The sequence below is a fragment of the Streptomyces sp. NPDC059695 genome (assembly GCF_042733785.1).
In the GTDB taxonomy this organism is placed as follows: Bacteria; Actinomycetota; Actinomycetes; order Streptomycetales; family Streptomycetaceae; genus Streptomyces.
On the sequence record NZ_JBHWFF010000020.1, the window covers coordinates 108,718 to 121,620 of the forward strand.

The window sequence follows — 12,903 nt, forward strand, 5'->3', positions numbered from 1 at the left end:
CGGGTCACCGGTCCAGGGTCTGGGCGAACTCGGAGGCCCAGTAGGTGATGATCTGGGTGGCGCCGGCGCGGTGGATGGAGGCGAGGCTCTCCCGGACGACCTGGTCGCGGTCGATCCAGCCCTTGGCGGCGGCGGCCTCGACCATGGAGTACTCGCCGGAGACCTGGTAGGCGGAGACGGGCACCTGCACGTGGTCGGCGATGAGCCGGACGATGTCGAGGTAGGCGAGGGCGGGCTTGACCATGACGAGGTCGGCGCCCTCGGCGACGTCGAGCGAGACCTCCAGGAGGGACTCCCGGATGTTGCCGGGGAACTGCTGGTAGCCCTTGCGGTCGCCGCGCAGGGTGGACTCGACGGCGTCGCGGAACGGGCCGTAGAAGTGCGAGGCGTACTTGGCGGAGTAGCCGAGGATGGCGACGGACTGGTGTCCGGCCCGGTCGAGGGCCTCGCGGATGCGGCGGACCTGGCCGTCCATCATGCCGCTGGGGGCGACGATCTGGGCGCCGGCGTCGGCCTGGACGACGGCGGCCTGGGCGTACAGCTCGATGCTGGCGTCGTTGTCGACGTCGCCGTTGGCGTCGAGGACGCCGGTGTGGCCGTGGTCGGTGTACTCGTCGAGGTTGATGTCGCCGATGATCACCGTGGAGTCGCCGACCTCGGCGGCGACGTCGCGCAGGGCGACCTGGAGGATGCCGTCGGGGTCGACGGCGCCGGTGCCGGTGGGGTCCTTGTGCTCGGGGATGCCGAAGAGGATGAGTCCGCCGACCCCGTTGGCGACCGCCTCGGCGGCCGCCTTGCGGAGGGTGTCGCGGGTGTGCTGGAAGACGCCCGGCATGGAGGGGATCTCACGCGGTTCGGTGAGGCCCTCGCGGAGGAAGAGGGGCTGGACGAGGTTGGCGGGGCCGACGCGGGTCTCGGCGGCGAACCGGCGCAGGGCGGGCGTGCGGCGGAGCCGGCGCGGGCGGTAGTAGGGGGCGGCCGGGTCGGTGGCCGCGGTGTTGCGGCCGTAGGCGTCGTACGTCATGGGCGTGACTCCCTCGAAGGCGTGACGGCGTGCGGTGCGTGACGGTGGGGGTACGGGCGCGGGGCGCGGTGTCCGGCGCGGGGCGCCGGGGACACGGGGGGTCCTGCGGACACGGCATCTCCTGGGGCCTGTCCGGCCGGGCTAGAGGGCCGAGCCGAGGAAGACCTGTTCCAGGTGCTTGGCGACGGGCTCGTCGGGGCGGCTGAACCAGTAGCCGTGGCCGCTGCGCTGGAAGAGCTTCAGCTCGCCCAGCTGGACGAGGGTCTCCGCGAGCTTCACGGCGAGTCCGGCGGGGTCGATCACGGGCAGGCCGTGGAGTTCGTGGATGCCGAGGTGCCAGAGGATCTCGTTGGGGATGCCCTCGGCGGGGATGATGACCTCGGCCCCGGCCTTGGCGGCGCGCAGGGCGGCCGCCGAGTAGATCTCGACGAACTCGTCGAAGTCGCCCTCCAGGGAGCGGTGCACGGAGTCCCAGCCGCCGGGCACGACCTCGTAGGAGCTGAGCGAGGACTCCAGGCGGTACTGGCGGATGTTGGCCCGGATGGGCTCCTCCAGGGGCGGCATGAAGCCGAGGACGCCGAAGCGCTGGCCGGTGAGCGCCGAGAGGAAGAAGGCCGTCTCGCCGTAGCCGAGGGTGGGGATGGAGGCGAGGTGGCGGGCGTCGCGCAGGCCGGGATCCTGGCCGGCGGCGATCACCCAGGCGTCGTAGCCCTCCCGCTCCGCGACGAGCGCGGACTCGGAGAAGTGCCGGCTGAAGAGCACCTGGGCGGAGTGGTGGCCGACGAGCCCGAAGGGGGTGCGGTCGGGGTACGTGTCGGCCGGCAGGGTCTTGATGTCGACGGTGGTGCCGGGAGCGGCGATCGCGTCGAGGTGTTCGCGGTACCACTGGTCGAGCAGCGGCAGGCGGCCCTCAACGGTGTGCTTGTGAAACCAGATCCGCATGTGCGTCACCTTTCAGGGGTCGTGGTGCGACGTCGAGAAGTGAGGCTTTGAGCAGGTAGTCGGTGGCCGCGCGGGGGTCGGCGGCGGTGCGCCGCAGGCCGTCGATCCGGGCGGCGAGTTCGGCCGGGCTGTCCAGGCCTGCGGTGCGGGCCTCGCTGCGCGGGAGGACCGCCGTCTCGACGACGGAGCGGCGTCGGCCGAGGGCCGCGTCGAGGGGCGTCTCGTCCCCCGGGTCCGTCCGCAGGACGGCGGCGAGGGCCCGGGCGGTCTCCACGGCGTCGTGGAGGCCGCAGTTCATGTTCAGGCCGCCCGCGGTGGAGGTGAGGTGGGCCGCGTCCCCGGCGAACAGGACCCGGCCGTCCCGGTAGCGCGGCAGCAGGAACCGCGCGAGCCGGTAGGTGTGCGCGTCCGTGACGCGTACGTCCCGTCCGGCGCCGCCCGGCAGGGCCGCGTCGACCCGGGCCCGTACGGCGTCCGGGGCGAGGACCTCGTCGCGGGGCGTCCCGCGGCGGATCCGGAAGATGAGCCGCCAGTGGTCGGGCATCCCGAGCACGCTGACCGAGCCCCGCGGGTCGCGGACGTACGTCAGCGCGGCGAGTCCGGGGACCAGCTCGTCGAGCGGGGTGTCGGTGACCACGCGGAGCGCGTAGTCCGGGTACTCCTCGGCCGTGCCGGGCAGCCCCGCGATCTCGCGGAGCCGGCTGCGGCTGCCGTCGGCCGCCAGGACGTACGGGTGGGGGGTGACGGTCACCCGGCCCGCCGCGTCCTCGGTGCGCAGCCGCACCTCCGCGCCGGTCTGTTCGGCGCCGGTGACGGTGGCGCCGAACCGCACGTCGGCGAGGCCGGTCGCGGTCAGCGCGTCGAGCAGCAGCGGGGTGAGCCGGGCCTGTTCGACGTGCAGCCGGTACGGGTGGCCGGTGTGCCCGGCGAGCAGGGCGTAGTCCAGTTCGGCGTGCACGCCGCCGTCCAGGTCGCGCCACTGGACGCGGTCGACGGTGCGGCCCTGGCGGCGCAGGGCGGCCGCCACGCCGAGTTCGTCGAGCAGGTCGAGGGTGGCGGGGTGGAAGGTGGAGGCGCGGGACTCGGTGGCCAGTTCGCTCCTGGCCTCCAGGACGGTCACCGGGATCCCGGCGCGGGCGAGGACGAGCGCGGCGGTGAGGCCGACCGGCCCGGCGCCGGCGACGGCGACCGTTCCGTGCGCCGCCGGCCGGCCGCTCACGACAGGGCCGCGGCGGCGGACCGCTCCGCGAGGCGGCGGAGCAGCGGGTGCGCGTCCGGTCCTTCGGCCGGGAGGCCGAGGGTGTCCCGGGCCCACCAGGCGCTGGCCAGGTTGGAGGTGAGGAGGGTGCGTTCGTTGTCCCGGCCGAGCTCGGCGAGGGCGTCGAAGGTGAACATGCCGGTGCCGGTGAAGAGCAGGGTGGCGTCCTCGGGGAGTTCGGCCTCCCGTACCTGGGCGACGAGTTCGTCGGTGGTCACGTCGTACGGGGAGAAGCGCGCGCCGGCCCGGATCTTGAGGATCCGGTCGACCTTCAGCCCGGCCGACTCCCAGTAGGCGTGGGAGAGTTCGGTGAGCCACGGCTCGTACGGCGAGACGAGGACCAGGCTCTCGGCGCCCACGGCGCGCGCGGTGTCGAGGATGGCCAGGGCGGCGGACCGCACGGGCGCCCCGGCGCGCTCGGAGAGCTCCGCGCAGAGCGCGCGGTCGCCTTCGGGGGTGAGCAGGTAGTGCGATCCGGTGCAGGAGACGACGGCCGCGTCGAGACGCAGTCCGCCGAAATTCCCCAGCACTTCGGGGAGGACGTCGTTGTACTTCTCGAGACGACCGCGCAGGTCTTTTCCGGGAAGGACCGGGAATCGCGAGGTGTGGACATTGAATTCGGGGCTTACGAGGCTGCCGATCTCGGGTTCGGCGGCGGCGTTCCCGGACGGAACCACCACACCGAGTCGCGGCGCCGATTGCAGAGCCATGAGTGAGTCTCTCCCATCGGTCGGTGCCATTGACATCAATGTACGGGTGGCGCGAACCGCACATCGATACGGGAATCCGCACCCCTTTCCGCGGCGTCCGGGCCCGGAAATGCGAACGGCGCCGCACCGTGAATACGGTGCGGCGCCGCGGCCGGGAGGAATGCGGAATTCAGCTGCCGGCGGCGGCCTCCGCGACGAGTTCGTCGATCTTCGCGCGGCGGGTCAGGGCGCCGTTCACGGCCCAGTTCCCCTCCGGGATCTCGTTCACCACGAGCCAGACGACGGTGTCGGGACCGGTGGCCTCGTGGACGTGCCGGGTGACCTCGGCGGACAGCGCCTCGTTGCGCTCGGGGGTGAGGAAGCCCTCCAGGGGGGTGACGACGACCAGCACGCCGGGGGGCCGGCCGGCGCCGGTGGTGGCGAGGCCCTTGGCGGCCTCGCGGACGTACACCCAGGTGGCGGCGGCGAAGAACTCGGTGCCGGGCAGCTCCATCGCGGCCAGCACGGAGTCGGCGACCTGCTGCTGCAGGACCTCCGCGGCGGACGCGGAGAGGGTGCCCTCGGGAACGGTTATCTCGACCAGCGGCATGGTGACTCCCATCATCGGTGTGTGCGTGCGGAGGTGCGGATCAGCAGGCCAGAGCGGCTTCGAACCGGTCGATGGCAGCGGCCAGTTGGGCGCGCCTGCGGATGTCGAGCTTCCGGTAGATCCGGGTGATGTGCAGCTCCACGGCCCGGGTGGAGACCGTGAAGGACTCGGCGATCTGCTTGTTGGTCAGGCCGTCGAGCATCATCGTGGCGATGCGCCGCTCGTGGGCGGTCAGCTCCTCACGGGCGCTCGGCGGGGTGGGCGGCAGGACGGGGGCCGGCACGCCCCCGCGTATTCGCTCGTGGGTCCCGGCCCCGCCGGTGGAGCGCTCGAGCCCGGCGAGCACGACGTGCCCCATGACGGCGTTCCATTCCCGGACCCTCAGCTCGCCGATGACCTGCGCCTGTGCGTACGGGTCGGCGTAGAGCACCCGTAAGAGGGTGCGACGGTCGGGGGCCTCGCAGACGAGGAACTCCCCGGAACCGTCCCGCCAGGGTCCGCCGCCGAGCAGGATGCCGCGCGCGGCCATTTTTTTCCAGTAGGTCCGATGAGCCTCTCCGAAACTCAACCGGTCCGTCTCATTGCCACGGAAAACGAGTTCGACCACAAAAGCCACCGTACGACTCCCCCATTAAGGCCGGGTGTTTCCACTTGTGACGCTACCATCCACCACCCGCCCATTGAATGAACACAATGTTGCGGACGGCGGCCCGGCATTTCATGGGTCGGGGTCGTGAGGGAACGGCTCCCACCCGGCCGCCGAGAACGGCCGGGTTTCGCCTTGCACTGCCGAATTTCGACGCCGCTAGGTCCGGTCGGCCGCCGGCGCCGGTACGGGCGCCGCCCCGGAAGCGGGCTCGGCGGCCGGTTCGGCGGAGGGTTCGGCGGCCGGTTCCGGAGCGGGCTCCGCGGCCGGGCGGGGCTTGCGGCGCAGCAGACCGGTGGCGGCGAGCACGGCCGCCGCGCCCAGCCAGACGGTCCAGCCGAGCGGCTCGCGGAGCACGACGGCGCCGAGCACGACGGCGACCGCGGTCATCAGGTACGTGACGGTCGAGGCCACGGTGGGCCCGTCCTTGATGATCAGCTCGAAGTTGAGGAGGGCGGCGAAGCCGGTGCAGACCACGCCGAGGACGAGGACCGAGATCACCGAGTCGGCCCGCCAGGTCACGGCCTGGAGGCCCAGGAACGGGAAGGCCGCGAGGAGCAGCACGGTCGCCGCGCTGAGCTGCCCGCCCGCCAGCATCAGCGGCGGGATGCCCTTGCCCACGAGGAACTTGCCCATGTACGCGAAGCTGGCGCCGAAGCTGATCGAGCCGAGGACGAAGCAGAGGATGCTCCAACCGGTGCCCGCCGAGGCCGAGTTCCAGGGGGAGGCGATGAGCGCGGTGCCGCCGAGGCCGAGCAGCACGCCGCCGGCCTTGTAGCCCGAGACGCGCTTCTCCTGGCCGAGGAGGAGCGCGGCGGCCAGGGTCCAGATCGGCGCGCTGCCGTTGACCACGGCGGCGACGCTGCTGGAGCCGGCGATCTCGCCCTCGGCGTACAGGGTCCAGGGGATGGCGTTGCCGAGCAGCGCGGCCACCGTCAGATGGCCCCAGATGGCCCGCTCCTTGGGCAGCCGGAGCCCCTTCGCGTAGCCGATGGCGAGGATGACGACGGCGCCGAGGGCGAGCCGGATGAGCACCATCTGCACCGGGGAGAAGCCGTAGCCGGCGATCTTGATCCACAGGAAGACGGAGCCCCAGATGAGGCTCAGCGCGGCCAGCCGCGTGTACGTGGCTTTGGACATGGGTGTTCCTGCTCCAGGAGAAGGCATGGGGAGAAGAAGGGGGAGGGGAAGAGGGAGGAAGGGGGGACGCGCGAAGTGGTCCGCGGTATGCGAAGAGCCTCGCAGCGGCGGCCGGTCCGGTCCAGCAACGGCTCGTGGACGGTACCTTCCACGAGCCGTGGCGAATCGCGTTCCGCCTGGTCAGGCGGCGACGGCCGCCCTGGCCACCGTGCGCAGCGCATCCAGGACGGCGGCGATCTCCGGGGAGGTCTGGCTCCCCTCCCGTACGGCCGCGAAGACCGTGCGGGACGGGGCCTGCTCGCTGAACGCGCGGATCGTCACCTCGGGCCGCGGCGCCGGCTTGGCCATCCGCGGGACGAGCGCGACCCCGAGGCCGAGCCGCACCGCCGCGAGCGTGGCGTCCCAGTCGCCGATGGCGTGGGAGGCCTGCGGGGTGAACCCGGCGGCCGTACAGGCCGCGACGCCGATGTCGTGACACATGCCGGTCGTCGCGAAGATCCAGGTCTCCTCGGCGAGGTCGGCGAGGAGCAGCCGGGGGCTGTCGAGGAGCCGGTGGCCCTCGGGCAGGGCGATGTCGAAGGGGTCGTCGCAGAGGGCGACCCGGTGGAACCGGGCGTCGGGGCGTCCGTCGTCCGCCGCCGGGCCCGGGCGGTGGGTGGTGTCCGCGGAGATGACGACGTCCGTCTCCCCGCGGTGCAGCAGCGAGAAGCTCTCCGGCGGGTCGACCTCGGCGAGCGAGGTCCGCAGCAGCGGCCGGGTCTCCCGCAGCCGGGCCACGGCGGGCAGGATCAGCGCCGAGAGGGTGGTGGAGAACCCGGCCACGGCCACCTCGCCGCGCTCGCCGCTCTCGTGGGCGGCGAGCTCCGCCCGCATCTGCTCGACCTGCGTGAACACGGCGTCGGCGTGCCGGAGCACGATCCGCGCCGCACCGGTCAGGCGCAGCCGACGGCCGGACGGTTCGGTGAGCTGGACGCCCAACTCCCGTCCCAGGGCGCTGATCTGCTGGGAGACGGCCTGCGGGGTGAGGTGGAGGGCCCGGGCGGCCGCGCTGACGGTGCCGCGCTCGCTGAGCTCCCTGAGCACGCGCAGCTTCCGCAGGTCCAGATCGGTCACGTCCCGCACTCCCTCCCCCTCTCCGTACGGCCCCGGTGTCAGCGTCTCGTCATCGTACGCAGCCCGCGTCCACGTCGATGACCTCCTTGACCAGTGTCTCCAGGACGTCCAGGTCCCGCGCGGTGCGTCCCGCCTCCCGCCGGTCGCCCGGGTAGGTGGGGTCGAGGACGACGGCGCTCGCCCCCAGGTCCTGGAGCAGTCCGAGGTCGTCGGCGATCTGCGCCTGGGTGCCCTCGCCGAGCAGCCGGCCCGGGCCCAGCGGCCGGGGTGTGACCCGCAGCTTGATCCGGGGGACGAGGTCGGGCACCGGGCGTTCCTGCTCCTCGGCGACCTGGCGCAGCGTGGGGAGTCCCACGCCGAGGAGCCAGTCGCCGGAGACGGAGGTGGGGTGCCAGGCGTCGCCCAGGCGGACGGCCCGGCGCAGCGCCCCGTAGCTGTGGCCGCCGACCCAGACGGGCGGGCCGGGGCGCTGCACGGGCAGCGGCCCGGTGTGGACCTCGCGGAAGGAGACGTGCGCGCCGTCGAAGGAGGCGACCTCGTCGGCCCAGCAGGCCTTGATCGCGGCGAGGTACTCGTCGCTGATCGCGCCCCGCTTGCGGTACGGCACGTCGAGGACGGCGAACTCCCGGGCGGCCCAGCCGGCCGCCGCGCCGAACACCAGCCGGCCGTTGCTGAAGCGGTCGATGTTGGCGGCGACCCGGGCGGTGTGCACGGGATGCCGGTACGGCAGGATCGTCACGGTCGTGCCGAGGCCCACGGTCCTGGTGACCCCGGCGAGCCAGGCGAGGGTCGCGAAGGGGTCGTAGAACGGGGCCGGGAAGAGGTGCTGGACGTCCGGGGTGAGCGCCACGTGGTCGGAGACCATGGCGTAGTCGTAGCCCATCGCCTCGACCCGCAGCGCCCAGTCGGCGAGGGCGTCGGGAGTGGCTTCGGGCCCGTAGTTGGGCAGATTGACGCCGAATTTCATGAGGCGTTCCTTTCGGGGGCCTCGGCCGCGGTCGCGCCGGCGGCTCCGGCCCCGTGGACAGGGTCCGTGGTGCGGGCGTCGCGCCGGACGACCCCCCGGGCCACGGTGAGGTGGAAGAGGACTCCCGCGAGCGCGACCCCGGCGGCGAGGAGCGGGAGCAGACGGGCGTCGAGCCCGTGCGCGAGGGCGAGGCCGCCGAGCGCGGAGCCGACGGCGCCGCCGAGGTAGGTGGCGGAGCTGTTGAGGCCGACGGCGGCGGCCCCCGCGCTGCCGCCGGAGCCGTCGCCGGCGAGGAGCCGGTGCTGCTGCGGGACGACGAAGGCCCAGCCGACCGCGCCCCAGACGAGGAGGGGCAGCAGGACGAGGCCGGGTACGGCGCCGGTCCACGGCAGCAGGGCCAGCGCGCCGCCGAGGATCCCGAGGAGCGTGACGGCGAGGCGGGCGGGCCGCCCGGTCCGGTCGACGAGGGTCCCGGCGAGGAAGCTGCCGCAGACCCCGCCGATGCCCCAGACCCAGAGGTACGGCACGGCGCTGTCCACGTCGGCGACGCGGTGCAGCACCGGTTCGAGGTAGGTGTAGAGCCCGAGGCTCGCGACGGTCTGGGTGAAGGTGACGGCGACGACGACGGCGACCCGGGGCCGGGCGAGGGCGCCGAGCCGGGCCCGCAGCGAGGGCGCGGCGGCGCCCCGGACGGGCGGCAGGGCCGTGGCGACGCCGGTGAGCGCGGCGAGTCCGAGCGCGGTGATCAGCCACAGGGCCGCCCGCCAGCCGGAGCCGGCCGCGACGAGCAGTCCGAGCGGCACGCCGAGCACGGTCCCCGCGCTCATCCCGCCGAGGACCAGGCCGAGGGCGCGCCCGCGCCGCTCGGGCGGGACGAGCGCGACGGCGGCGGTGGCCGCGGCCGGGGTGAAGAGGCCCGCTCCGGCGCCGGCGAGGGCCCGGGTGCCGAGGAGTTCGGCGTACGAACCGGCCAGGGCCGTACCGGCGTTGGCGAGGACGAAGACGACGAGGGCGGTGACGAGGACCGTCCGGGTGCCCCAGCGGGCGAGGACGGCCGAGAAGAGCGGCGCGGCCAGGGCGTAGCAGAGGGTGAAGGCGGTGACGGACTGGCCCGCGAGGGAGACGGAGACGTCCAGGTCGGCGCCGATGTCGGGAAGCAGTCCGGCCATCGCGTAGGCGTCGGTCCCCATGGCGAAGGAACCGAGTGCGAGCAGGCCCACCGCGCGCGTGCCGCCCATCACACCCTCCTGTGGTCGTCGTACGGAACGGTCCTCGGGACGCTACTGACCGGGCATGCCCCTCGCAGCCCACAACGCCGAAGAGGGTTCGGAGTTCCGCAGCCAAGCGCCCTCGCACCCGCCGGATCGGCCGGTCACCGCCCTACGGTGGATCTCTCCAGGAACCCCAGGAGGGAGTCCACCGTGCTCGACCTGTCCGTCATCAACGCGATGTTCCCGCCCGATCTCCCGGAACCGGCCGAATGGGAGCGGCGGTTCGGGCCGCGCGCCCTGCCGGACGGCGCCGAGGTCACGCGCTTCGCCCCGAGCCCCACCGGACACCTGCACATCGGCGGCCTCTACACGGCGGCCGTGGCGCGGGCGCTCGCCCGCCAGTCGGGCGGCACGCACGTGCTGCGCGTCGAGGACACCGACCGGTCCCGGCAGGTGGCGGGCGCCGCCGAGGAGTTCTCGCGGCTGCTCGGGGCCTTCGGGCTCGCCCCGGACGAGGGCGGTGTCGCCGGGAACGGGGCGTGGGGGCCGTACCTCCAGTCGGAGCGCCGGGAGATCTACCTCGGCCATGTGCGGGACCTGCTGCGCCGCGACCGCGCGTACCCCTGCTTCTGCGGCAGGGAGCTGCTCGCCCGGAGCGCCGAGGAGCAGCGCGCGGGCCGTTCGCCGCTGGGCTACTACGGGCGCTGGGCGCCGTGCCGGACGCTCGCGCCGGAGGAGGCGGCGCGCCGCCTCGCGGCGGGCGAGCCGTACGTGGTGCGGTTCCGCTGCCCGTACGAGTTCCCCGGCCGGGTCCGGTTCGCGGACCGGATCCGGACCTCGGTCACCATGCAGGACAACGGCAACGACATCGTCCTCCTCAAGTCGTCCCAGGAGGAACTGCCGCTGCCCACCTACCACTTCGCGCACGTCGTGGACGACCACCTGATGCGGGTGACGCTCGTGGTGCGCGGCGAGGAGTGGCTGTCCTCGACCCCGGTCCATCTCCAGCTGCACGCGGCGCTGGGCTTCGAACCGCCCGCGTACGCCCACCTCGCCCCGCTGATGAAGGCGGAGGGGCCGTCGCGCCGCAAGCTCAGCAAGCGCAAGGACCCCGAGGCGTCGGTGGACTACTACCTGTCCGCCGGTTATCCGCCGGCCGCGGTCCAGCACTATCTGCGGGGCCTCGCCAACATCCGGCTCATGGACGTCCCCACCGCCGAGGCGCTCGCCGCCGACGTCCGGCTGGACGGCATGCGCCCCTCGGGGCCGCTGCTCGACCTGCCCAAACTCCACTCCCTGAGCCGGGAGTTCATCGCCTCGCTGACGCCGGAGGAGCTGTACGCGCAGCTCCTGGCCTGGGCGGAGGAGTACGACCCGGAGCTGGCGTCCGTCCTCGCCCGCCACGAGGACCTCGCCCTCGCGGCGGTGGCGACGGGCCGTCCGGAGGGGGCGCCCGCCCGCAAGGACCTGGAGCGCTGGTCGTGCTTCCGCGACCGGTACGGCTTCTTCTTCACGGAGCTGTTCGGGCGGGCTCCGGCGCCGGAGGACGACCGGTACGGCGGCCTCGCCCCGGACCTGGTGCGGCGGATCGCGGCCGACTTCGCCGCCGTCTCCCCCGACGCGTGGTTCGCGCGGCTCGGGGAGATCGCCGTGCGGCACGGCTTCGCCCCGGACACGGCCTCCTGGCGCCGGGAACCGGAGCGCTGGGCGGGGCCGCCGAGGGCCGTCGCGAACGTGGTCCGGGTGGCGCTCACGGGAGCGCCCCGCAGCCCGGACCTGTCCGCGGTGGCCCGCGCCCTGGGCCGGGACGAGGTGGTGCGCCGCCTCACCGCCGTGGCGGGGTGAGGCGGCGGGACCGGTCTCCCGGCGCGCGGGCCCGGTCCGGGGGACCTCGCGGTCCGGGGGGCTACCGCAGGGTCACGGCGCGGACCGCGGAGCGGACGCCGGGCGCGGTCGGCGCCGTCGTCCTGAGGAGGCCCTTGTCGCTGGAGCTCGCGGGCGCGTCGGCGCCCACCGGGGTGGTGGTCATGGGACGGGAGGCGGCGCAGCGCTGCTTCTCGGCCTCGGACATGGGGCCGGTGCGCTGGATCAGCCGGTCGGGCACGGCCCGGGAGGGTCCGTCGACGACGGCGTGCAGCCGGTAGTCGTCCTTCTTGCCGACGAACCAGCCCTCGACCCGCTCGCGGCTCGGCTGCAGCTCGACCCAGCTGACCTCGCCGGGCTGGATCCGCTCCACGACGGTCCGCTGGTCGCTGCTGAACCACTGCCAGGCCCGCTGCCAGCCCTTCTCGTACGCCTGGGAGAACTGGGCCGCCATCGGCCGCTCCTTGATCCTCTTCTCGTCCTCCGCCCGGTCGCCGCTCGTGGGCAGCCGGGCCACCTCGGGAAGCGCGAGGCCGGCGTCGGCGTACGTCTGCGCGATGCTGTCGTGGCTGCGCTCGGAGTACGAGAGGACCCGGTTGTGCTCCAGGGCGTTGCGGGTGCAGTTGACGAAGGCCTCGCCGACGACCCGCGCCTCGTCGTAGTAGCGGAAGGAGGTGCGGGTGTCCGGCCGGAACACGCAGGCGTTCTCGCCGTTGCAGGCGGCGGCCGCGTTGTGGAGGGTGCTCTCGCGCTCGTTGCCCTTGTACGCCTCCGAGGTGCCGAGGCGCGTCTTGTCGACGGTCTTGTCGACGGCGGGCGGCACCTCGACCGCGCGGACGCGGGCGATCATCGGCGAACAGGTCACATGGGTGCGGGAGTCGGTGACCCGCGAGGTGAAGGTGAGCACCGGCTCGTTCTCGCCGGCGGTGAACACGTAGGCGCGGCCGGTCCAACGGCCCTTTCCGGGTGTGCCCTTCACCCGGTCGGGGTCGCCCGCGGTGGTGACCTCCTGGACCGGGCCGCCGGAGCCGGTGACCGCGTACGGCTGCCCGTCGGCGACCTGTTCGCCGGTGCACTCCTTGGAGACGGCGGGGCTGTCCTCGTAGGTCACGGTCACCCGTGCCCCGGCGCGGACCCCGCGCAGCCGCTGGCGGAGGCTGTTGCCGTCCTTCTGGAGGGCGACGCCGTGGGAGGTGTCGGTGCGGCCCGAGGCGGTGGGCGAGTAGCGCTGGTTGAGCCCGGTCCAGAAGTCGATGCCGACGGTGGTGGGGCCGTCGCCCTTCATGACGGGGTCGGCGAAGTCGCCGTTGAGGACGGGGACGGCCTGTTCGGCGGGGGCGGCCCGGGTCGCGTACGAGACGGGGGCGAGGGGCAGCAGCAGTCCGGCGGCCCCGAGGGCGGCGAGCGCGGGGAGCGTGGTGCGGTTCATGGCGGGGGACT

At 73.8% G+C, this 12,903-nt stretch carries 12 protein-coding genes; 1 reads left to right on the plus strand and 11 read right to left on the minus strand.

The window, feature by feature from the left end:
* Positions 1 to 4: 4 nt before the first annotated feature.
* The 10 genes from hemB to ACFV2S_RS24520 form a co-directional block, all read right to left on the minus strand.
* A complete protein-coding gene (gene hemB, locus ACFV2S_RS24475) occupies positions 5 to 1,024 on the minus strand; it encodes a porphobilinogen synthase (protein ID WP_329857291.1) in 1,020 nt (339 codons plus the stop codon).
* A gap of 141 nt (positions 1,025 to 1,165) precedes the next feature.
* Positions 1,166 to 1,966, minus strand: a complete 801-nt coding sequence (locus tag ACFV2S_RS24480; RefSeq protein WP_329857293.1) for an aspartate/glutamate racemase family protein — start codon at positions 1,964 to 1,966, stop codon at positions 1,166 to 1,168.
* On the minus strand, positions 1,935 to 3,185 hold the full coding sequence (locus ACFV2S_RS24485) for an FAD-dependent oxidoreductase (protein WP_385562894.1): 1,251 nt from the start codon (positions 3,183 to 3,185) through the stop codon (positions 1,935 to 1,937). Before ACFV2S_RS24485 ends, ACFV2S_RS24480 begins: the two co-directional genes overlap by 32 nt.
* Positions 3,182 to 3,754: an arylmalonate decarboxylase gene (locus ACFV2S_RS24490; RefSeq protein WP_385562897.1), complete on the minus strand. Its 573-nt coding sequence runs from the start codon at positions 3,752 to 3,754 to the stop codon at positions 3,182 to 3,184. The genes ACFV2S_RS24485 and ACFV2S_RS24490 overlap by 4 nt, the downstream gene beginning before the upstream one ends.
* A 349-nt stretch (positions 3,755 to 4,103) precedes the next feature.
* Entirely contained in the window at positions 4,104 to 4,538 is a 435-nt protein-coding gene (locus tag ACFV2S_RS24495; RefSeq protein ID WP_383786139.1) for a 4-oxalocrotonate tautomerase family protein, read from the minus strand.
* A gap of 25 nt (positions 4,539 to 4,563) precedes the next feature.
* Positions 4,564 to 5,139: a LuxR C-terminal-related transcriptional regulator gene (locus ACFV2S_RS24500; protein WP_385562901.1), complete on the minus strand. Its 576-nt coding sequence runs from the start codon at positions 5,137 to 5,139 to the stop codon at positions 4,564 to 4,566.
* A gap of 189 nt (positions 5,140 to 5,328) precedes the next feature.
* Positions 5,329 to 6,309, minus strand: a complete 981-nt coding sequence (locus ACFV2S_RS24505; RefSeq protein WP_385562904.1) for a DMT family transporter — start codon at positions 6,307 to 6,309, stop codon at positions 5,329 to 5,331.
* A 180-nt stretch (positions 6,310 to 6,489) separates the two neighbouring features.
* A complete protein-coding gene (locus tag ACFV2S_RS24510) occupies positions 6,490 to 7,431 on the minus strand; it encodes a LysR family transcriptional regulator (RefSeq protein WP_329857301.1) in 942 nt (313 codons plus the stop codon).
* A gap of 40 nt (positions 7,432 to 7,471) precedes the next feature.
* On the minus strand, positions 7,472 to 8,389 hold the full coding sequence (locus tag ACFV2S_RS24515; protein ID WP_329857302.1) for a TIGR03619 family F420-dependent LLM class oxidoreductase: 918 nt from the start codon (positions 8,387 to 8,389) through the stop codon (positions 7,472 to 7,474).
* Positions 8,386 to 9,627 (minus strand): MFS transporter, encoded by a 1,242-nt coding sequence (locus ACFV2S_RS24520; protein WP_385562908.1) that lies wholly within the window; start codon positions 9,625 to 9,627, stop codon positions 8,386 to 8,388. The genes ACFV2S_RS24515 and ACFV2S_RS24520 overlap by 4 nt, the downstream gene beginning before the upstream one ends.
* A gap of 183 nt (positions 9,628 to 9,810) precedes the next feature.
* Between ACFV2S_RS24520 and ACFV2S_RS24525 the strand changes: the two genes are divergently transcribed.
* Positions 9,811 to 11,445, plus strand: a complete 1,635-nt coding sequence (locus ACFV2S_RS24525) for a glutamate--tRNA ligase (protein WP_385562911.1) — start codon at positions 9,811 to 9,813, stop codon at positions 11,443 to 11,445.
* Between the two features lie 61 nt (positions 11,446 to 11,506).
* Here the strand turns inward: ACFV2S_RS24525 and ACFV2S_RS24530 are convergent, their stop codons facing one another.
* On the minus strand, positions 11,507 to 12,892 hold the full coding sequence (locus ACFV2S_RS24530; protein WP_385562913.1) for a hypothetical protein: 1,386 nt from the start codon (positions 12,890 to 12,892) through the stop codon (positions 11,507 to 11,509).
* Between the last annotated feature and the right edge of the window lie 11 nt (positions 12,893 to 12,903).

Excerpts from the sequence above, each read along its gene's own strand:
- hemB (WP_329857291.1), bottom strand. The coding sequence starts at position 1,024 with ATGACGTACGACGCCTACGGCCGCAACACCGCGGCCACCGACCCGGCC.
- ACFV2S_RS24480 (WP_329857293.1), bottom strand. The coding sequence starts at position 1,966 with ATGCGGATCTGGTTTCACAAGCACACCGTTGAGGGCCGCCTGCCGCTG.
- ACFV2S_RS24495 (WP_383786139.1), bottom strand. The coding sequence starts at position 4,538 with ATGATGGGAGTCACCATGCCGCTGGTCGAGATAACCGTTCCCGAGGGC.
- ACFV2S_RS24505 (WP_385562904.1), bottom strand. The coding sequence starts at position 6,309 with ATGTCCAAAGCCACGTACACGCGGCTGGCCGCGCTGAGCCTCATCTGG.
- ACFV2S_RS24515 (WP_329857302.1), bottom strand. The coding sequence starts at position 8,389 with ATGAAATTCGGCGTCAATCTGCCCAACTACGGGCCCGAAGCCACTCCC.
- ACFV2S_RS24520 (WP_385562908.1), bottom strand. The coding sequence starts at position 9,627 with ATGGGCGGCACGCGCGCGGTGGGCCTGCTCGCACTCGGTTCCTTCGCC.
- ACFV2S_RS24530 (WP_385562913.1), bottom strand. The coding sequence starts at position 12,892 with ATGAACCGCACCACGCTCCCCGCGCTCGCCGCCCTCGGGGCCGCCGGA.